We start from the raw sequence: 20872 nt of genomic DNA, 5'->3' as shown, positions 1-20872 counted from the left end.
CCGAATCGCGCTGGTGGTATTCAGCTGTCGGTGCAACATAGCGCCTGATTCGTCCGGTTGCCGCGTGCCACGCGTCGCCATGTCCTTGGCGTGTCGTCACCGTTACCGGAGCGAACGACCGAGGCCGGCAACACCGCACACGGCGTTGCCGGCCCCGGGCCGAATCAGGCGCTGACGGTCAGGATTTCTGCGCGGACAGCTTCCGGTACTCCAGCACCGTGTCGATGATCCCGTAGTCCTTGGCCTCTGCGGCCGTCAGGATCTTGTCGCGGTCGGTGTCCTTGCGGATGACCGCGCTCTCCTTACCCGTGTGGCGGGCCAGGGTGTCCTCCATCAGCGTGCGCATGCGCTCGATCTCCTTGGCCTGGATCTCCAGATCGGAGAACTGGCCCTGGATGACGCCACCGAGCGCGGGCTGGTGGATGAGGATGCGCGCGTTGGGCAGCGCGAGGCGCTTACCCGGCGTGCCTGCGGCCAGCAGCACGGCGGCGGCAGACGCGGCCTGGCCCAGGCACACCGTCTGGATGTCGGCACGCACGTACTGCATGGTGTCGTAGATCGCCATCAGCGAGGTGAACGACCCACCCGGGGAGTTGATGTACATCGTGATGTCACGGTCGGGATCGAGCGACTCCAGCACCAGCAATTGGGCCATGATGTCGTTCGCCGACGCGTCGTCCACCTGCACGCCGAGGAAGATGATGCGTTCCTCGAACAGCTTGTTGTACGGGTTGGACTCCTTGACGCCGAAGCTCGAATGCTCGATGAACGACGGCAGGATGTAGCGCGCCTGAGGTTGGAGGCGGGGGTCGGTCTGGTTGCTCATTAGGGGGCCACTCCGTCGTTGATGCTGGCGCTGGTGATGATGTGGTCGACGAATCCGTATTCGAGAGCTTCCTTGGCGGTGAACCAGCGGTCGCGGTCCGAGTCGGCCTCGATGCGCTCGATGGTCTGCCCGGTGAACTCGGCGTTGAGGCGGAACATCTCTTTCTTGATCGACGCGAACTGCTCGGCCTGGATCGCGATGTCCGCCGCGCCACCGGTGATGCCGCCGAGCGGCTGATGCATCAGGATGCGGGCGTGGGGCAGGGCATAACGCTTGCCCTTCGTGCCCGCGGCGAGCAGGAATTCACCCATCGAGGCGGCCATCCCCATCGCGTAGGTGGCGACGTCGCACGGTGCCAGCACCATCGTGTCGTAGATCGCCATGCCGGCGCTGATCGAGCCGCCGGGCGAGTTGATGTAGAGGTGGATGTCCTTCGTCGCGTCCTCCGCCGAGAGCAGCAAGATCTGGGCGCAGAGGCGGTTGGCGATGTCGTCGTCCACCTGTGAGCCGAGGAAAATGATGCGCTCAGCGAGCAACCGCTCGTAGACAGAATCCTGGAGCGTGAGGCCCGCCGCCCCGCCACGCATAACAGTCACGACTGGATACCTGCTTTCTTCTACGTCTTGGGTCCGCCAGTTCGCGGTGTGTTCGTCGGTGTGTTCGTCGATGTGGTCTTCGTACCGACACTAACCAACCTGCGTGAGCGTGCACTCCCTGACGGGCGCGCTTTCGCTCACAGCGTCACTTGGCCTCGTCGGTTTCGGTCTCGTCGGAGTCAGTCTCGTCGGAGTCGCTCTCGTCGGACTCCGTGGCCTCTTCGCCCTCGGCCGGGGCGCCGCCCGAGGGGCCGAAGAACTCGGTGGTGTCGACCTCGTTGCCGTCGGTGTCCTTGACGTTGGCGCCGTGTACGACGGCCGCGATGGTCAGGCCGCGCCGCACATCGGCGAACATCGCGGGCAGCTGGTTGTTCTGCTGCAGGACCTGCAGCAGCTGCTGCGGCTCGATGCCGTACTGCCGCGACATCAGGACCAGTCGCTCGGTGAGATCGCCCTGGCCGACCTGGACCTCGAGCTGATCGGCGAGCGCGTCCATCAGGAGCTGGGTCTTGACGGCCTTCTCCGCTTCGGTGCGCGTGTCGGCGTCGAACTCCTCACGGCTGCTGCCCTGCTCGGCCAGCTGCTCGGCGAAGCGGTCCTCATCGTGATCGAGGCCGTGGATCGCGTTGTGCACCGTGTCGTCGATCTGAGCCTGGACGATCTTCTCCGGCAGCGGCACCTCGGTCTGCTCGAGCAGCAGCTCCAGCGCCTTGTCGCGGATCTGCTCGGCCTGCTGCACGCGCTTCACCCGACGGACCTGCTCGACCAGGCTCTCCCTGAGCTCGTCGATGGTGTCGAATTCACTGGCGAGCTGGGCGAATTCGTCGTCCGGCTCGGGCAGTTCGCGTTCCTTGATGGACTTCACCGTGACGGTGACCTGTGCTTCTTTGCCGGCGTGCTCACCGGCGGCCAGCGTGGTGGTGAACTCCTTGCTCTCACCTTCGGACAGGCCGATGATCGCGTCGTCGAGACCCTCGATCAACTGGCCGGAGCCGACCTCGTGGGACAGGCCTTCGGTCTTGGCCTCAGGGACGTCCTGCCCGTCGACGGTGGCCGACAGGTCGATCGAGACGAAGTCGCCGTCCTTCGCGGGGCGGTCGACACCGGTCAGTGTCCCGAAGCGGGCGCGCAGCGATTCCAGTTCGGCGTCGACCTCGTCGTCGGCGACCTCGATCGGGTCGACGGTGATGGTCAACGCGGCGAGGTCCGGCAGCGTGATCTCGGGACGGACGTCGACCTCGGCGGTGAACACGAGGTCCTCGCCGTACTCCTTCTTGGTGATCTCGATCTCGGGCTGGCCCAGCGGCTGCACGGCCTGGGTCGTGACCGCCTCGGTGTAGCGACCCGGAACGGCCTCCCCGACCACCTGGTCGAGCATGGCCTCGCGGCCGACGCGGGCCTCGAGCAACTTGCGCGGCGCCTTACCGGGCCGGAATCCGGGCAGTCGAATCTGCTTGGCGAGCTCGCTGAACGCCCGGTCGAAGTCCGGTTCGAGTTCTGTGAAGGGCACCTCCACGTTGATGCGCACCCGGGTGGGGCTCAACTTCTCGACGGTGCTCTTCACTGCGGTTCTCTCCTCATGTCTGGGTACTGATTCATATCGTTGCGGGTTGTATCGGTGCTGGTTGTCGGGGTGACAGGATTTGAACCTGCGGCCTTCCGCTCCCAAAGCGGATGCGCTACCAAGCTGCGCTACACCCCGCGCCATCGCGGTCCTCGCCGCGCGCTGACGCGTGGCGCTGACCACGGGAGATACTACGTCTTCCGCACAGGGCGGCCGCGCGCGAGGCAGCCAATTGGCATTGACCCGGTGCGCGCCGGTACGATCCACTGCGCACCGTGCGGGCGTAGCTCAATGGTAGAGCCCTAGTCTTCCAAACTAGCTACGCGGGTTCGATTCCCGTCGCCCGCTCCACGATTAGCCCTGATGAGAGCGTTTTGCAGGTCGCCCGGCAGATCGGGCGGCTGGTCGTACCTCCGCTGCGCGCCCGCGAGTGCGCCGCGTCCGTGCGTGCGGTTGGTGTGCGCAACGCTCGAGTGGCAGCGCCGACATCCGCACGGCGTTGCGAGATCGCCGAGTGTGGGGGTGCGGTTACCAGTGCCCGCCTCAGGGGACGGGTCCCCCCACACTCGGCGACGTCTCTCACAGGATGTAGAGCATCTCCTGGTAGGTCGGCAGCGGCCACAGGTCGTCGGCCACGACGCCCTCCAATGTGTCGGCAGCGGAGCGCACCGCGGCCATCGCCGGCAGCAGGCTCTGTGCATGCGACGCCTCGTCGAGGGCACTGGACCCCGCGTGGTCCTCCAGTCCCTTCTTCAGGTCGGCGAGCGCGCTGACGAGTTCTGCGATCGGAGCCGAAACATCCTCCAGCAGTGAGGTGCTCGGCTCGAGCCCGGCCGCCTTGAGCGTGGCGACGTTCTGGGCGACCTCGGTCTGGTAGCGCAGCGCAGCCGGCAGGATCACCGTCGAGCCGAGCTCGAGACACAGTTTCGCCTCCACCTGAATGGTCAGGGCGTACTGCTCGAGCCCGACCTCGTAACGGCTGTGCATCTCGCGGTCGTTGAACACCTTGTACTTCGCGAACAGCTCCAGCGACTCCGGCTTGATCAGCTCGGGCAGGGCGTCCAGTGTCGTCTTCAGGTTCGCCAGACCGCGCGACTCCGCCTCGATCGGCCAGGTGTCGGAGTAACCGTCGCCGTTGAACACCACCGCCCCGTGCTCGGTGATGATCTCGGTGAGCAACTGCTGCACGGCCATGTCGAAGTCCTCGCCGCCCTCGACGGATTTCTCCAGCGACGTCGCGATGTAGTCCAGTGACTCCGCCATGATCGTGTTCAACATGACCATCGGCACGGCGATCGTCTGACCAGAACCGGGGGCGCGGAACTCGAATCGGTTGCCTGTGAACGCGAACGGGCTGGTGCGGTTGCGATCGCCCGGGTCGGTCGGCAGATGAGGCAAGGTGTCGACACCGATCATCATGGTGCCCTTGCCTTTCGACGACGTCGCGGCACCCTTGGCGATCTGATCGAACACGTCGGCGAGCTGGTCGCCGAGGAAGATCGAGATGATGGCCGGCGGCGCCTCGTTGGCGCCGAGTCGGTGGTCGTTGGTCGCCGAGGCCACCGAAACGCGCAGCAGGCCGGCGTATTTGTGCACGGCGCGGATGACCGCCGCGCAGAACACCAGGAACTGGGCGTTCTCGTGCGGGGTGTCACCGGGCACCAGCAGGCTGCCGAACTGCGCGTTGCCCAGGGAGAAGTTCACGTGCTTGCCCGACCCGTTGACACCGTCGAAGGGCTTCTCGTGGAACAGGCACTCCATGCCGTGCTTCTTGGCGATGGTCTTGAACGTCGTCATCAGCAGCTGCTGGTGGTCTGAGGCGATGTTGGCCCGTTCGAACATCGGGGCGATCTCGAACTGGCCGGGCGCGACCTCGTTGTGCCGGGTCTTCGCCGGGATGCCGAGTTTGAACAGCTCACGCTCGGTGTCCATCATGAAGCCGAGCACCCGCTCGGGCACCGCGCCGAAGTAGTGGTCGTCGAACTCCTGGCCCTTGGGCGGCTTGGCGCCGAACAGGGTGCGGCCGGCGTTGAGCAGGTCCGGGCGGGCCAGGAAGAAGTGCCGGTCCACCAGGAAGTACTCCTGCTCGGGACCGCAGAACGACACGATGTGGTCGAAGTTGCTGTGCCCGAACAGCTTCAGAATGCGCTCGGCGTGCCCACCCATGGCTTGCTGGCTGCGCAGCAGCGGCGTCTTGTGGTCGAGAGCCTCACCGGTCATCGACACGAACACGGTGGGGATGCACAGCGTGTTGCCGTTGGGGTTCTCGAGGATGTAGGCGGGGCTGGTGACATCCCAGCCGGTGTAACCGCGCGCCTCGAAGGTGTTGCGCAGACCGCCGCTGGGGAAGCTCGACGCGTCCGGCTCACCCTGGATCAGCGTCTTACCCGCGAACTCGGCCAACGTCGCGCCGTCGGACACCGGCTCCAGGAAGCTGTCGTGCTTTTCCGCGGTCAATCCCGTCAGAGGGTAGAAGACGTGCGCGTAGTGGGTAGCACCCTTCTCCAGCGCCCAATCCTTCATCGCCGACGCCACGGAATCTGCGACCGCGGGGTCGAGCATGGCCCCCTTCTCGATCGTGGCCGTCACCGACTTGAAGACCGACTTCGGCAACCGCTGCTGCATGACGGATTTGGTGAAGACGTTGGAACCGAACACCTCACCGGGCGCCTCGGAGGGGTCGAAGCTGATCGCCGGAGGCACGTACGCCTCGACCTTGTGGATCGCCTGCAGTCGGACCGAGTTTCCGCTCAATGGACTTCCTTCTCCCGCTTGCGTCCGCAATCGATTTCGCGGACGGGACCGGCCAACCCTAGGAACACCTCATGGCGGGCCTGTTACGTCGCGGTCAACGCCAGAACACGGCAGTGATCGTCACCCCCTCCGTGATCGCGACCCCCGGTTGCGAGAGACCGACCACCGGTCTACCTCCTGCCGCCGCAGAAAGTTGCTATTTCAAATATGCGTTTCTGCATATATCCTGTCCACGGCACTCGTTGACGCGAGTGAAAATTCGGGGGGACATAACCGTGGGTAATCAGGCATGCCGCGTGAGCGGCGCAGCGTTGGCAGTCGGCGTCGGGCTGTTTCTTTCGCCGGGCATCGCGGGAGCGGAGCCCGCGGCCGACACCCCGGGAGCGGGCGTATCCGCCGGCGCCGACGCATCGACCGACACGCGACCGGCCGATCAGACCGACGCGGACGCGGACGCCGACACCGAGACCGACGATGCTGACGCCGGCGAGACGCTCGAGGACGAGGTCGAGGGCGACGAGGCGCTCGAAGACGACGTCGAGGCGCCGGCAGAACCGGCCGACGACGAAGCCGACGACGAAGCCGACGACGAAGCCGACGCAGACACCGTCGACCACGGCTCGGATGACACCGATCCCGTATCCACCCCACAACCATCCGACGAACCGGCTGAAGAGGTCCCGGCTGCAGACGACGAGGTCGTGATCGACCTCCCGGTGAATGTTGTCGAGGACGAGGATCCCGTCGTCGAGGCCCCCGCCGACGACCTGCCCGCGGCGGCGCCGCTGCCCGAGGCCGAAGCACCGGCCACACCCGAAGCACCGGCGGCCGCCGACAAGCCCGCCCAACCGCAGGGCGTCGTCGCGAAACTGGCGACCGCCTTCGGCGTCGGCGGGACGCCCGCCCCGGTCGACAACCCCGCGATGTGGGCCGTGTTGGCGTGGGCGCGTCGCCAGTTCCTCGGCACGGCGGTCACCACCGCGCCTGTCCGGCAGACCACACCGTCGTCATCGTCGTCGACCACGCCGATCACGACCATCAACGTCAAGGACTACGGCGCGGTCGGCGACGGCATCACCGATGATTCGGCGGCGATCAAAGCCGCCGAAGCCGCGTTGACCTCCGGCCAGCGCCTCTACTTCCCCGAGGGCAGTTACCGGTTCGCGCAGCAGAACCCCGCCGGCAACGCTGCCGTCCTGCTCAAGGGCCTGTCCGACGTGACCGTGGAGTTCGCGCCCGGCGCCCGGTTGCTGATGGACAACCTCGGCGCCAACGGCCACGGCACGAGCCACGGCATCCGCGTCGAGGGCGCCGCGTCGAACGTGACGCTCCTCAACGCGAGGATCGAGTGGAAGACCAGGCCGTCGGCGCGCAGCTTCGGCGACGGGATCTCGGTGCTCGGCTGGGCGTCGAACACCCCGCCCCCGCCCACCTGGACGGGATCGACGGGAACGGTGTCGAACGTCTCGCTCATCAACGCCCGCGTGGTGAACGCACCGCAGGCCGGAGCGGTCTTCATGGGCGCCTCCGATGTGACCGTCACGAACTTCACCGCGATCGGCACACTGGCCGACGGATTGCATTTCAACTCGAACCGCCGGGTCACCGTGAACGGGCTCGTCGCACAGAACAACGGGGACGACGGCCTGGCGTTCGTCACCTACTACGACCCCACACTGCCGTGGACGTACGGTCCGACCGACGGGCCGTTCAATCAGCCCGGCCTGGGTGAGTGGAACAACGGCGGCTCGGTCGCCTCGAACATCACGGTGACCGGCGGCCGGGCCAACGGCTTCCGCGTTCAGGGCGGTTACGACATCACCATCACCGATGTCACGGTGACGGGCAAGGATTTCGGTTTCCACGTCAACTCCGCGAAGGCCACCGGTCCCGGTGACTGGACGAGTTTGGCATCGCGAAACATCACCATCTCCGATGTCACCATCACCGGCGCCCAGACCGGAATCGTGCTCGGCACCAACAACATCGACGGCACAGAAGACTCCATGTGGTGGGACTTCTCGGGCCTGACCATCACCGACGTCACGATCCACAACTCCAGCAACTGGTCGATCGCCGTCGAAACACCGTGGACGACCACCAGCAAGTTCGCCGGCCTCACCCTGCGCAACATCTACGCCGAGGTGGACGGGAACGTCGGCCCGCTCGGCGGTGGCAACGGCGGGATACTGCTCGGCTCACTGCGGGATTCGGTGATCGACAATGTGCGGCTGGTCTCGGTCCACGACAGCAACATCAACATCCTCGGCGCGTCGCGGATCCGCGATCACTACAGCGTCGCCGACCTGCCGTCGTCGAATCTGACGATCGATGATCTGATCCTCGAGGGCCCCGGCCGGATCCTCATCCAGGACATCGCCGGTGTGCAGTTCGGCAACGTGGAATCGCACGGGGCCAACAGCGATGCCGTGCAACTCTTCCGCGTGAAGAACGCCTCGTTCGACACCATCACGGCGAATCTGCCCGGCCGCGGCTCCGGCGGAGGCTACGGGGTGCGGTTCCTGCAGGTCTACGACATCGACGTGGCGAACATCGTGGTGACGATCGACGACCACATCGGATCATCGTTCTTGGCAGTGGAACTCAGCGGCGGCAACCCGACCGAGAACATCGCCGGCGACGGTGTGCGGATCGAGAACCTGACCTACACCACCGAACGTGACGCCACCGGTTCGGACATCTTCGTCCAGGGTGGGCCGTACGGTCCAGTGAACTGGTACATCAACGTCACCTGGCTGCACCAGGGCGAGGCGTCACCGCAGTGGCGTTCGGCTCTGCTGGGCGACACCACACCGGCCGCTCACATCCTCAGCAGCCCGAACTCCTGATACCGCAGGTCCTTGTTGACCTGCCACGGATCGATGTCGTCACCGAAGTACCGGGCGACGCTGCCCATCGCGCTCAACATCGCGTGATCCTGGTTGTCGTAGTGGTGCATACCGTTGCGCCCCATGGGCCGAATCGACGGGTGGTGGATGCGCAGATAGTCCCGAATCAGGGCGACGCTCGCCTCCCGGGCCGGATCGTAGACGGGATAGGCGAACTGCGAACGGACGAACGACATCGTCTCGACGGCGACGTCACCGACCCCCAGCGTGCGAAGATCCTGTTGCACGATCCGGGCCATGGCTTCGTCGCCGGCCGTCCACAGGTCACCGTCGGAATTGGTGAAGTACTCCAAGCCAAGGTGGGTGCCGCGCCAGTGCGCGGGTGAGAGTTCGGCCGACCACCTGGTGTAGTTCTGGATGCGGCCCACCCGCATCTCCACGCTCGGGGTGTACACCCAGTTGTAGGGCAGCTCGAGGTGTTCGCGGAACGCAATCCCGACGGTGATCAGTGCGCGGTGTTTGAGGGCGGCAGCCGCGGTCCGGATGTGTTCGGGCGGTGTGGGTTGCAGTGCATTCACCAGCACCCGCAGCGGCATGCTGGAGAACACCGCATCCCCGGATGCGGTGTCCCCGTTCTCCAGTTCGACCGTCCACCCGGCACGGTCGGACCGCACGGCCACGACCGGTGAGTTCAGCGACGCGACCACCCCGTTGTGGGCCAATGCCGCGGCGGCGGCCTCCCACAGTTGACCGGGTCCTCGGCGGGGGTACAGGAAGACGTCGCGCGCGGCGAATTCCTCCGCCTTGCGCCAGCGGATCGGCCGGATCCGCTGGTTCGCCCAGTCACTGGTCAGGTCGGCCGGTTCCGCCAGCCAGGTCTTGCGAACGTAGCCGTCGAAGAACAGCTCGTACCAGTGCCGACCGAATTCCCCTGTGCCCCAGTTCCGGAAGCTTTCAGAATCGGGGTCGCGTCGTATCCCGCGACGTACTCTCGCCAATGCCAGCGAGGCCACACCGCGGAGTCCGCTTCCGAAACCCAGCTGGGTCATCAGATCCCGGCCCACGAGCGGATACCGCACATGGCGCCCGTCGACCAGCATGGCGGAGCGCCGAGGCACCTCGACCCACTGGTCGGCGGGAAGCAGAGATCGCCAGATATCCAGGACGGCTTGGTTTCTCGTGAAGAAGCGGTGTCCCCCGGGGTCGACGCGCCAACCGTCAACGCAGGGCGTGCGGGCCAACCCGCCGACATTTCCCGACGCCTCGTAGAGTCGCGGCGTCACTCCCCTGTTGACCAGTTCGAGTGCCGCGGTCAGCCCGGCGGGCCCGGCGCCGATGATCAGCGGACTCCTGGTGGACACCGCGTCACCTTCCGCGGCGTTGGGGGAAGCGACAGTATTCGGCGAGGAGGTCGTCGACCTGTCGGGGTTCTAGGTCGTTGAGCGGTGTGGTGAGGAAGACGAGTTGGGCGTATTGCGACTGCAGCGGCAGAAAGCCGCTGAGCAACGGCTCCGGAGTAGTGCGGATGACCAGGTCGACGTCCCCGATCTCGAATGCGGCGGTGATGTCACACCTCTCACGCTGCGCCCGCCGGCAGGCGTCACGCAGTTCGTCGCCCGCGTCGTACGCGGCGAGGATGTTGATCCGGAAGGCGTCGCCGCGCATCGCCTTCTCGAGGTCGACCGCGGCCGCGAGGTAATCGGCCGGCAGCAGCGTCCGGTCGCCGTGCAGTTTCACACTGCAGACGGCGGGGTCGAAATTAGCGGGAATCAGCGTGCTGAAGAAATGAATGGAGGCCGCATAAACCGCCGCCAATTCGTCGCCGCGTCGCGCCAAATTCGCCCGGCTCAAGTTGTACACCGACACTGTCCGCACATCGTGTCGTTTCAGCGCGAGAAGAATTTCGACGACCTTCTCCGCCCCCCGTCGATAGGCGTCGGTCAAAGTGGTGCCATTGGCGTCCGCCCAGCGCCGCAGCCCGTCCGGAATCAACCCCACGTGTGCCGGCTCGACCCTCGGCAATAACCCCACTTATAGAGAGTACCCGAATTGCTCAGCCAATCAGCCGGATACGTCGGCGATTATTCTTCCGTCGGTCGCAGGACGGCCAGAACGGTCAAGATCAAAATCTTGAAGTCCAGGAGCAGCGACCAGTTCTCGATGTAGTAGTTGTCGAACTCCGCACGGTCGGCGATCGAGGTCTGTCCGCGCAGTCCGTGCACCTGGGACCATCCCGTGATCCCCGCCTTCACCCGGTGCCGCTCGCCGTAGCGCCGCACGTGCACCTCGAACAATTCGACGAATTCCGGACGCTCCGGACGCGGCCCGACCAAGGTCATATCGCCCTTGAGCACGTTGAGCAGCTGGGGCAATTCGTCCAGCGACGTCTTGCGCATGATCTTGCCGATTCGCGTGCGCCGGTCGTCGCCCTCCACACCGCCCGGGGCTGCCCCCTCCTGGAGTTCGAAGGCGGCGTCGGCCGGGGCGGCGGGCCGCATGCTGCGGAACTTCAGACAGTCGAACACGTTGCCGTCGCGTCCGACGCGTGGCTGACGGAAGAAGACCGGCCCCGGTGAGCTGAGCTTTACCAGGAGCGCGAGGCCGAGAAGGACCGGTGAGATCAGCAGAATCACCAGGGCGGCGATGGCTCGGCCCAAGCTGTGTTTGAGCGCGAACTGCCATCCCTTGGGATCGACCGGCGAGAGCACCATCAGAGGGACTCCGCCCAGGTGCTCGATCCGCGCGTTGCCGTTGACGACCTCCATCATCCGCGGTACGACGCGCACCCGCATCCCGAGCTTCTGCGCCTCCTGGGCGCAGCGTGACAATTGCTCACCGGGGACGGCTGACGGTGCGACGATGAGGTCCTCGGCGCCCGTTGCGCGGGCGGCCACCTCGAAGTTCTCGATGGTCCCCAGGTAGGGCACGTCGACCAGATCCGCGTCGCTGGGCCGCACGTCGTCGAGCACACCGACCGGACGCAGACCGTAGTCGGGCACCTGAGCCATCCGGGTGATCAGCTGATGGGTGATCGGGCCGGAGCCGACGATCAGCGCCGGCGTGCCGAATCGGTACTTGCGCCGCAGATAACGCTGGGCGACGGACCTCAGTAGCCGCACCGCCGGCACGACGGCGGCACCGCACAGCCACACCCGAATCATCACGTCGCTGGGGCGGACGTGGTCCGTCACCGTCTCGCCCGGCTGCCACGGTGGTACGAGCACCGTGATGATCGCCAACGTCGCGAGCGCCGAGACCGCCACCGCCGTCTCCACCGGTTCGAGCTCGTCGAGGAAGCTGCGATTCAGCTTCCGCTTGTACATCGCCCGAGTGGCCAGGACGATCACCAGGATCGGCACGAACAGCCACGAGATCAGGAGGATATTGCGGTTGTCCGACTGATTGCCGATCCACAGATGCGCCAGCACCACCGTCCAGACACCGGCCCAGACGTCGAGCAACACGGTGAGCGCGATGTACCCGGACTCGTCGCGCATGCGGAGAAGCCAGCGCGGCGGGGCGGAAACGCGGCTGCGTACCGACGTCACAGCGGCCCGCTGACGCGGAACCACCATCTGACCGCTAGAGGTCATCGTTCACCGGCCGCACGTCTGAATGCATGTGCCACTTCCCCCCCGACACTCCCTTGCGCATTCAACCATAAATTAGCCAGGGGTAGGACGGAAGGAGATCAGCGACGCGTCCCGAGGAAATTTGCCGGCGGGTGTGTCAGCCGTCAGGCGGCGGGTCGATCAGCACTTATCGGGAACCGCCGGACCGGAACATTCGCTCGGCGGCCAAATGGGCGAGGTCACTGAGGATCTGAACATGGCCGGTACCCCACAACCGCGGCTTGTCATCAAATACGCACAGCGTTCCGACGGCGTTGTCGTGATCGTCGATCAACGGTATGCCGAGATAGGCGACCACGGAACCGTCGATTACCGCCGGGTGGTTCCGGAATACCGGGTCCGTCCGGGCGTCCTCGAGAAGTAATGCCGCACCGTTTGCCACCGCATATTGGCACACGGACCGGTCGAGTGGCGTCTGGCGGTCCTCTCCGGATGTGCCCATCCCCACCGAACTCTTGAAGAACTGCCGGTCGACGTCGATGAGGGAGATGGCGGCCGACGGGGCGTCCAGCGCGGCGGCGGCCGCACGGGTGATGCGGTCGTAGTCCTCTTCCGGCGGCGAGTCGAGCAGCCCGGTGGCATACAACGCGTGCAGACGATCCGGGTCGGTTATCTCGGCCTCGACACTCGGCATCTCCGTCTCGGCAAACACCATGCACTCGTTGAGGTGCGCCATCAGCTCCTCGACCGAGCCACCCCCGGTACGCCTCAGATCAGCCACCATCTGCGAGCCCACAGCGCGGGCCACATAGGAGACGACGTTTTCGCCCGCGTCGCGCGCGCATTCTTCGAGCAGCCGGTTGAGAAACTCGTCGAACCCTGTCAGAGAGCCGGTCATCCGACAAACGGTATCCGAACCAGTCAACATCAACACAGATGGCGCGGGAGAAACGTCGGAACGAACTCCCAAATGCGTCCGCCCGCTGACTCATTCGCCGCGACCAGCTCGCCTAACTGGCGACGGCCTCGCTCGCGACCTTCTGGACCTCGACGAGGTTGTCGCCGTACACACCGGCGTTGCCCAGCCCGCAGTGCCGGTCCGCAGTGATCGCGTTGACCGTCGTCCCGGACCCGGCGCCCTGCCAGTGCCCCACGTTGGCCATCACCAGGCCCGGCATCAGGTCCGGCTCGTAGGTGGCCGGGCCGACGAAGGATCCGCGGTCGTTGAACACCCGCACCATCTCCCCTTCGGCGATCCCGCGTGCGGTGGCGTCCTCGGGATGGATGAACACCCGCTGGCCGCCCTGGACGCGTTGTTTGTCCGGCGCGTTGCCGTATTGACTGTTGAGGAAGGCGTGCGGTTTCGGCGAGATGATGCTCAACGGATAGCACTGCGCGAGTTCTGGATTGGACTGAGGTGATTCGAACGGGGGCACATAGTCGGGTACCGGGTCCACGTACTCGCCGGGTTGCATCCCCTCATACATGGACCGCCACACCGGCACCACGAAGTTGCCGCCCTCGGCGAGGCTGGACTTGAACTCGCACTTACCCGACGGCGTCGGGAAGTTGCCCTCGGCGTGCGGCGCCCGCACATCCGGGGTGCCGACGTTCAAGCGCATCCAGCCGAGCTCTTCGAGCATTTCGTAGGTGATGCCCTCCAGTGCAGGGGCATCCCAGTCGTGGAAGTCGATGAGCATTTCCCGGTCGGTGCGGTTCCAGTACACCATCGACTCCTCGTCGAAGCCCATGGTCCGGGCCAGCCGCCGGAACAGTTCGACGTTGGGTATGCACTCACCCGGCGGTGCGATCGCCGGCTGATTGAGCGAGATGTAGAGATGACCCCACGTCACCATGATGTCGAGCTGTTCGGCCTGCATGGTGGCCGGCAGCACCAGATCGGCGTACTTGGCGGTGTCGGTGATGAAGTGCTCGCTGACGACGGTGAAGAGGTCGTCGCGCATCAGCCCGCGCATCGTCTTCTCCTGAGCGGGGCCTTGGGACACCGGGTTGGAGTTGTAGACGAACAGCGATTTGATGGGCGGGTCGAGTTCGAGTTCACCGGTCAGTGCCATCCCGAGGTCGAGCTCGTTGACCACGCGGGTGCCCTCCGGAATCCACTCCGGCATGCAGATCTTGTCGAACCGGGTGGGGAACTCCCAGATCGGCATCTCCATCGTGCCGCCACCGACGTGGCGCCACGCGCCGACCAGTGCGGGCAGACACGTGATGGCCCGAATCGCCTGTCCCCCACCGCGGCTACGCTCCAGCGCCACGCCCTGACGGATCGCCGCGGGCTGGCTCGTCGCATACTCGCGCGCCAACGTGCGGACGTCCTCGGCGGGCACACCGGTGATCTCCTCGACCCGTTCGGGCGGGTATTCCGCGGCACGGGCGGCGAGTTCGGCGAAGCCCACCGTGTACTTCTCGACGTAATCGGTATCGGTCAGCCCCTGGGCGATGATCTCGTGGATCATCCCCAGCGCGAGCGCCCCGTCGGTGCCGGGGCGGATCCGGATGTGCCAATCAGCCTGGCGCGCAGTCCTGTTGTTCACCGGGTCGATGACGACGATCTTCGCGCCGTTTTTCTTGCGCGCCTCGAGCAGGAACGGCCAGCCGTGCAGGTTCGTGCTGGTCATGTTCATGCCCCACACGATGATGTACTTCGAATGCGCCATCGACTCGACGTCGAGACCGCCCGACCCGCCGACGGTCATGTGCCACGCGGTCGACGAGCCGGATTCGCAATACGTCTTCTCCGCCACCGTCGACCCCAGCCGGTTGAAGAACGCGTCGCCTGCGGTCAACCCGTTGAGCACACCCTGGTGTCCGAGGTAGGCGTGCGGCATGATCGCCTGGCTGCCGTACTCGTCGATGATCGCCGTCCACCGCTGTTTGATCTCCGCGAGCGCCTCGTCCCACGAGATCCGCTCGAACGCACCGGAACCCTTCGCCCCCACCCGCCGCATCGGGTAGAGCAGCCGATCGGACTGATAGTGGTGTTCGTGAAAGTTCTTGACCTTGACACACAGGTTGCCCCTGGTCATCGGGTGGTTCGGATCACCTTGGACGTCAACGAGTTTGCCGTCCTCGACGTGGTAGAGCATGGCGCAGGTGTCAGGGCAGTCGTGCGGGCATGCGCCACGCACGATGGTGAGTTCCTTCACGGGGTCCTCCTGGGCTGAGGTGGTGCTACCAGTTAGGACGAGGATTGTGGCCCGGTAATTGCACGGACATTAAGCTGCTGTGACTCGACGGCAGCCGCGATCTCTGGATCCTGCCCCGCCGCCGCACACCGGGTGTGGGCGTCCGCTGATTTCGCGCCCCGCGAAAAGGGTCGATCACGTCGGTAGGCTGGACGCATGAACGGCCTCTTGCTAATTCTGATCATCGTGGTCGTCGCTGCGCTCGCGCTGGCGGTCTACAGCTCGTCGAAGGCGTCAGGCAAGCGCACTGCGGCGTCACTGGCCGACGCCAAGGCTGACGCCCGGCGGGTGATCGAGCGACTCGGCGGCCAGGTGCTCAACCTGAGCGGCAGCGACGAGGCGTCGAAGCAGGCGATGGCGGACGCATCGGAGCGCTACACCGCCGCGTCGTCGCAGATCGACCAGGCCACCACCGACAAGCAGGCATTGCTGGCCAAGGAGAGCGCGCTCGAGGGGCTCTACTACGTGCGGGCCGCCCGCATCGCGATGGGCATGGACCCGGGCCCGGAACTGGAGACGCTGGCCGGCCAGCGCGCGGCCGGCGCGGTCAGCGAGGACCGGCGTGTGCAGTTCGAGGGCCGGGAGATCGAGGCCTCGCCGGCCCCCTCGCAGCGCACCCCCAACTACTACCCCGGCGGCCGGGTGGCGGGCCGTCCCGTGCCCGCGGGCTGGTACTCCGAGCCGTGGTGGAAGCCCGCGCTGGTGGCCGGCGCGTGGGGTCTCGGCTCGGTGCTGTTGTTCGACGCGATGTTCTCCGGCATGCACGGCACCGGATACGAACAGGGCTTCGCGCAGGGCTTTGACGAGGGCCAGGACCCCGGATCCGACGGCGGGGGCGACGCCGGCGGCGACAGCGGCGGTTTCGACGGCGGCGACTCCGCCGGCGGCTGGGGCGACTTCGGTGGCGGTGACTTCGGCGGGGGCGACTTCGGCGGGTTCTAGGTCAGATCCGGCTCTCGAGCCGCGCCGAGACCCCGGCCTCCTGCAGATCCAGCCGCTCCAGCATGGCGCGCACCGCCTCGTCCTCGATGCGCCCGGCGTCACGTTCGGCGATCAGGGCATTTCGTTGCGCGCACAGCACATCGCGGTACAGCTTGGAGAACACCTCGGCGCGCGGCGTGTGGGACTCCGGATCGGGCATCTCGTCGGCATCCTGGGCGTGTCGGGCGATCGTCTGCCGGATGTTGGCCAGCGTCGCGGCGTCGAGCCCGGGCGGCGGTGAGTCGGCGAAGCGGGTGAGGACGTCGTCGGCCGCTGTGTGCACCACCTCTTCGGCCTTGCGTGTCTCGGTCTCGTCGGACTGCCGGTCGGCCTCGAACGACGGTTGCAGCCAGCGGATCAGCAGTGGCAACGTCCAGCCCTGCACCAGCAAGGTGCCGACGCTGACGATGAAGGCGATCGCCTGGATGGTGGCGCGTTCGGGGAACGCCTCGCCGTCGACCGTCATCAGCGGGATGCCCGACGCAGCCGCCAACGTCACCACGCCCCGCATGCCGGTCCAGGACACGACAACGTTCTCCTGCCAGGTCAGCGCCCTCCGGTCGGCGAGCGCCGCGAGCCGGCCCGGACTCCCACGTCGGCGCACGCCCAGCGCGCCGCGACCGCCCTCCTCCGGTACCGGCACGCTGAACTTCGACTCGACTTTGCGTGAGAGCACCCCGCGGCCGAACATCACGAACACACACACCGGCCGGATCAGGAGCACCACGAGCAGCACGACGCCGGACGCCACCGCCACCTCGGCAAGCGACTCGTGCGCCTCGTTGAGATCCTCGATGACGAACCGCAGCTGTAACCCGATGTAGGCGAATACGAACGCCTCGAGCATCACGTCGACGGAGTTCCACACGTAGCGTTCCTGCAGTCGGGTCTGATAGCCGGCGTCCAGCGAACCGTGACCGACCACGAAACCGGCGACCACCACCGCGAGCACCCCGGAGGCGTGCAGGTGCTCGGCGCAGATGAACGCGGCGAACGGCACCACCAGGCCCTGGATCGTCTCCAGCCCCGGGTTGGCCAGCCTGCGCCGGATCCACAGCGTGACGAAGCCCAGCGCGGCGCCGACGAGCGGGCCGAGCAGCGCGCTGTAGCCGAACAGCAGCATCGGGTTCTCGATGAACGCCCGGCTGCCCGCCACCTGCGCCACCGCGATCGAGAACAGCGACAATGCGGCCGCGTCGTTGACCAGGCTCTCACCGGTCAGGATCGCCATCACCTTCTTCGGCAGCCCCAGCCTGCGGCCCACCGCGACCGCGGTCACCGCATCGGGTGGCGCCACCACCGCACCGAGGATCAGGGCGGTGCCGAAGGTCAGCGACGGCACCAGCCACGACGCCAGCCCGGCGACGGCGAAGGTGGTGATCACCACGAGTCCGACGCCGAGGCCGAGGATCGGTTTGATGTTGCGCAGGAACGTGGGGAACGAGAAGCTCAGCGCCGCCGAGTACAGCAGCGGTGGCAGCACCACCGACAGCAGCACCTCGGATTCCAGTTCGACGCCGTTGAAATCGGGGGCGAAGGACACCACGAACCCGACGACGACGAGAACCAGGGCCGGCTCGAGACCGCGGCGGTGGGCGATGGCGGTGACCACGATGGCGCCGACGACGACGAGGATCAGTTCCACCGGGAGATTGTCGCCTCAAACGCCGACCGGCGCCGCGTTACCTCAGCTCTGGCAGGTCGGGCACCAGAACAGGTTGCGACCCTCGAGCACCGCGGTGCTGATCGGGGTGCCGCAGATCCGGCACGGCTCACCGGGCCGGCGGTAGACGTAGGTGCGGGGGCGGCCAGTGCGGTACGACGGGGCGCCATGGTCGTCCTCGCGCCGTACGGTGACGATCTGACCGCGCCGCACACCGACTTTCATCAACTCGACGAGGTCGGTCCACATTGCGTCGAACTCGCCGGGTTCGACGTTGGTGCCCAACCGGTAGGGGTCGATGCGGTGGCGGTACAGCAGTTCGTTGCGGTAGACGTTGCCGATTCCGGCGATCACCGTCTGATCCATCAGCAGCGCGCCGACGGGCCGTCGCGAGCGGTTCAGCCGGGTCCACGCGGGCGCCGGGTCCGCGTCCCGACGCAGCGGGTCGGGCCCGAGGCGGGCGAGGATGTCCGACACCTGCGCCTCGTCGACGACCTCGCAGGCGGTGGGGCCACGCAGGTCGGTGCCGTAGTCCGGGCCGGCGATGCGCATGCGCACCTGCCCGACCGGATCGGGCGCCGGCTCGTCGGGCGAGGTGGCGAATTCGTCGAACCGCCCGTACAGGCCGAGGTGGACGTGAATGATGCGGCCACCGCGGTAGTGGTGGAACAGGTGCTTACCCCACGCGCTGGCACCGGTGAAGGTGCGGCCGTCCACCATCGCGGCGCCCTCGGCGAACCGGCCCTGCGGGCTGCTCACCCGCACCCGATGGCCCTTGTACCGCTTCTGGTGCAGCCGGGCGAGCCGGTGCAGCGTGTGGCCTTCGGGCATCCGCTATGAAGGTGCGCCGGGAACCGGCGGCGCCTCGTGGGTGCGCTCGTAGTCGGCAAGGATATCGATACGGCGTTGGTGGCGTTCGGCTTTCGACCACGGCGTGGCGAGGAAGGCGTCGACCATCGCGAGCGCGTCGGCCTCTGAGTGCATCCGGCCACCGATCCCGATGAGCTGCGCGTTGTTGTGCTCGCGCGCGAGCGTGGCGGTCTCGACGCTCCAGGCCAGGGCGCAGCGGGCGCCGGGCACCTTGTTCGCCGCGATCTGCTCACCGTTGCCCGAACCGCCCAGGACGATGCCGAGGCTGCCGGGGTCGGCGACGGTCCGCTCGGCGGCGGCGATGCAGAACGCCGGGTAGTCGTCCTCGGCGTCGTAGCCGAACGCGCCGCAGTCCACCGGTTCGTGCCCGGTGCTGCGGAGATGATCGATGATCACCTGCTTCAGCTCGTAGCCTGCATGGTCGGCTCCCAGGTAGACGCGCATGGCGGCCATTGTGACAGGTTCAGCCGACGGTGATGGCGTCGAGGCGCTCCTTGATGAAGGCCGACGAGGTGACCGGTCCCAGACCGGACACCCTGCCGATCGGCGGGCCGAGCGGCGTGATGACCGCGTCGTGGTCGGCCTCGTAGAAGTAGATCAGCGAGACGAGGTCCTCCTCGGGGGCGGCGGGCTGGGGCGGCAGCACCCGATGCCGGCCCGACAGCCAGCGCCGTCCGCTCCAATACTCCAGCAGGTCACCGATGTTCACCGTCAGCGCGTCCGGCCGGTACGGCGCGTCGGTCCACCCGTCGGCGTCGGAGAACACCTGCAGCCCACCGGCTCCCGGCTCACGATCGAGGATGGTCACGGTGCCGAAGTCGGTGTGCGGGCCGATGCGGAACTGTCCGGGCTCGGGCTCGCCGACGACGCTGACCGGCGGATAGTGGTTGATGTTCATGGTCCAGGTGGGCCTGCTCGCGAGCCGCTCGAACGGGTTGGCCGCCAATCGCAGCGCGTGGGAGAAGAGCGCGAGCAGGTCGTCGGCGACCCGGCGCATCTCCGCGGTGTACGCGGTGACCAGCCGTTGCAGTGCGGGCACCTCGTCGGGCCACACGTTGGGGGCGAACCAGATCCGGTCGACGTCCGGGTCGCCGGTCGCGGTGTCGGCCCCCAGGCTGAAACTCTCCTTGAGGTCGGGCGGTGTCTCGGTGCCCTCGGCATAGCCGTTGGCCTCGGCTCCAGGGCCGATCCAGCCGTGTCCGCCGACCGGCACCGAGTAGCGCGCCTTGACGTCGCCGGGTTGGGCGAAGAAGGCGCGCGCCGCGGCGCGGACGTCGGCGGCGAGCAGCGGGTCCACCCCGTGCCCGGTGACGAGGATGAACCCGGCCTGCTGCAGCCCCTGGTCGACCTCGGCGGCGACCGCATCGGCCTCGGCTCCCCCGGCGTACCAGCGGGACAGATCGACGGTGGCGATCACTCGGCCACGCCCTCGGCGATTCCGATGTCCTCGTTCCACAGTTGCGGCTGGGCGCTGATGAACTCACTCATCATCGACACGCAGCGCTCGTCGTCGACGACGGTGACCTTCACACCGTGTTCGGCCAACCACTCGTGGCCGCCGGTGAAGGTGCGGCTCTCCCCCACGATCACGGCGCCGATGTTGAACTGTCGCACCAGTCCGCTGCAGTACCAGCACGGCGACAGGGTCGTCACCATCACGGTGGACCGGTAGTCACGCTGGCGGCCGGCGTTGCGGAAGGCATCGGTCTCGGCGTGCACCGACGGATCGTCGTCCTGGACCCGGCGGTTGTGGCCACTGCCGAGCAACACGCCGTCGGCGCTGAAGAGCGCGGCACCGATAGGAATACCACCTTGCGACAGTCCTTTTCGGGCTTCGGCATAGGCGACGTCGAGCATGGTGGCAACGCTGGTCAGGGGAGCTGAAGATGGCACAGCCAAAGGTAACACCGGGGACGGTTCGGCGATCGTCACCGTCATACCCTCGTATCGACCGAGCGCGACCGCAACCGGAGCAAACATCCGGAAACAAA

At 66.7% G+C, this 20872-nt stretch carries 16 protein-coding genes and 2 tRNA genes; 3 read left to right on the top strand and 15 right to left on the bottom strand.

The features are described 5' to 3' along the window. Positions 1-178: 178 nt before the first annotated feature. From I7X18_RS10150 to I7X18_RS10135, 4 genes are all read right to left on the bottom strand, one after another. Positions 179-826, bottom strand: coding sequence for an ATP-dependent Clp protease proteolytic subunit (locus I7X18_RS10150; protein WP_193047139.1), 648 nt, complete (start codon positions 824-826; stop codon positions 179-181). Then, positions 826-1413 (bottom strand): ATP-dependent Clp protease proteolytic subunit, encoded by a 588-nt coding sequence (locus tag I7X18_RS10145; protein ID WP_226863997.1) that lies wholly within the window; start codon positions 1411-1413, stop codon positions 826-828. Before I7X18_RS10145 ends, I7X18_RS10150 begins: the two co-directional genes overlap by 1 nt. Positions 1414-1567: 154 nt before the next feature. After that, positions 1568-2986: a trigger factor gene (tig, locus tag I7X18_RS10140; RefSeq protein ID WP_193047137.1), complete on the bottom strand. Its 1419-nt coding sequence runs from the start codon at positions 2984-2986 to the stop codon at positions 1568-1570. A gap of 64 nt (positions 2987-3050) precedes the next feature. Continuing rightward, positions 3051-3124: transfer RNA gene (locus I7X18_RS10135), tRNA-Pro, on the bottom strand. A 139-nt stretch (positions 3125-3263) separates the two neighbouring features. On the opposite strand from I7X18_RS10135, the gene I7X18_RS10130 reads away from it, so the two are divergent. After that, positions 3264-3337, top strand: a tRNA-Gly gene (locus I7X18_RS10130). Positions 3338-3565: 228 nt separating this feature from the next. Here I7X18_RS10130 and I7X18_RS10125 read toward each other — a convergent pair. Then, positions 3566-5740 (bottom strand): glutamine synthetase III family protein, encoded by a 2175-nt coding sequence (locus tag I7X18_RS10125; RefSeq protein WP_193047136.1) that lies wholly within the window; start codon positions 5738-5740, stop codon positions 3566-3568. Positions 5741-5811: 71 nt separating this feature from the next. On the opposite strand from I7X18_RS10125, the gene I7X18_RS10120 reads away from it, so the two are divergent. Then, a complete protein-coding gene (locus I7X18_RS10120; RefSeq protein ID WP_232375451.1) occupies positions 5812-8589 on the top strand; it encodes a glycosyl hydrolase family 28-related protein in 2778 nt (925 codons plus the stop codon). Here the strand turns inward: I7X18_RS10120 and I7X18_RS10115 are convergent. From I7X18_RS10115 to I7X18_RS10095, 5 genes are all read right to left on the bottom strand, one after another. After that, the gene (locus tag I7X18_RS10115) at positions 8562-9950 is read right to left on the bottom strand and encodes an FAD-dependent oxidoreductase (protein WP_193047134.1); all 1389 of its coding nucleotides are present in this window, start codon (positions 9948-9950) and stop codon (positions 8562-8564) included. The two genes, I7X18_RS10120 and I7X18_RS10115, sit on opposite strands and share 28 nt — an antisense overlap. Positions 9951-9954: 4 nt before the next feature. Continuing rightward, entirely contained in the window at positions 9955-10620 is a 666-nt protein-coding gene (locus tag I7X18_RS10110; RefSeq protein ID WP_232375450.1) for an undecaprenyl diphosphate synthase family protein, read from the bottom strand. Positions 10621-10670: 50 nt separating this feature from the next. Further along, on the bottom strand, positions 10671-12182 hold the full coding sequence (locus I7X18_RS10105) for a sugar transferase (RefSeq protein WP_193047133.1): 1512 nt from the start codon (positions 12180-12182) through the stop codon (positions 10671-10673). Positions 12183-12348: 166 nt separating this feature from the next. After that, positions 12349-13059: a GAF domain-containing protein gene (locus I7X18_RS10100; RefSeq protein ID WP_226863887.1), complete on the bottom strand. Its 711-nt coding sequence runs from the start codon at positions 13057-13059 to the stop codon at positions 12349-12351. 112 nt (positions 13060-13171) lie between these two features. Beyond that, positions 13172-15328: a molybdopterin-containing oxidoreductase family protein gene (locus I7X18_RS10095; RefSeq protein ID WP_193047132.1), complete on the bottom strand. Its 2157-nt coding sequence runs from the start codon at positions 15326-15328 to the stop codon at positions 13172-13174. 195 nt (positions 15329-15523) lie between these two features. Here I7X18_RS10095 and I7X18_RS10090 point away from each other — a divergent pair, with 195 nt between their 5' ends. Beyond that, complete coding sequence (locus tag I7X18_RS10090; RefSeq protein WP_193047131.1) at positions 15524-16309, top strand: DUF1542 domain-containing protein; 786 nt, start codon at positions 15524-15526, stop codon at positions 16307-16309. A 1-nt stretch (position 16310) separates the two neighbouring features. Here the strand turns inward: I7X18_RS10090 and I7X18_RS10085 are convergent, their stop codons facing one another. The 5 genes from I7X18_RS10085 to I7X18_RS10065 are packed head-to-tail and all read right to left on the bottom strand — an operon-like array spanning position 16311 to position 20738. Then, on the bottom strand, positions 16311-17993 hold the full coding sequence (locus I7X18_RS10085) for a cation:proton antiporter (protein WP_193047130.1): 1683 nt from the start codon (positions 17991-17993) through the stop codon (positions 16311-16313). Positions 17994-18035: 42 nt separating this feature from the next. Continuing rightward, positions 18036-18842 carry an Fpg/Nei family DNA glycosylase gene (locus I7X18_RS10080; RefSeq protein WP_193047129.1) on the bottom strand — a complete coding sequence of 269 codons (807 nt, stop codon included), beginning with the start codon at positions 18840-18842 and terminating at the stop codon, positions 18036-18038. A 3-nt stretch (positions 18843-18845) separates the two neighbouring features. Then, positions 18846-19325 carry a ribose-5-phosphate isomerase gene (locus tag I7X18_RS10075; RefSeq protein ID WP_193047287.1) on the bottom strand — a complete coding sequence of 160 codons (480 nt, stop codon included), beginning with the start codon at positions 19323-19325 and terminating at the stop codon, positions 18846-18848. A 19-nt stretch (positions 19326-19344) separates the two neighbouring features. Then, positions 19345-20298, bottom strand: coding sequence for an isopenicillin N synthase family dioxygenase (locus I7X18_RS10070; protein ID WP_193047128.1), 954 nt, complete (start codon positions 20296-20298; stop codon positions 19345-19347). Beyond that, positions 20295-20738 (bottom strand): nucleoside deaminase, encoded by a 444-nt coding sequence (locus tag I7X18_RS10065; protein WP_193047127.1) that lies wholly within the window; start codon positions 20736-20738, stop codon positions 20295-20297. Before I7X18_RS10065 ends, I7X18_RS10070 begins: the two co-directional genes overlap by 4 nt. Between the last annotated feature and the right edge of the window lie 134 nt (positions 20739-20872).

This window comes from Mycolicibacterium baixiangningiae (genome assembly GCF_016313185.1).
In the GTDB taxonomy this organism is placed as follows: domain Bacteria; phylum Actinomycetota; class Actinomycetes; order Mycobacteriales; family Mycobacteriaceae; genus Mycobacterium; species Mycobacterium baixiangningiae.
The sequence above is the reverse complement of the archived record's forward strand: the minus strand, read 5'-3'. Positions and strand labels throughout refer to the sequence as shown.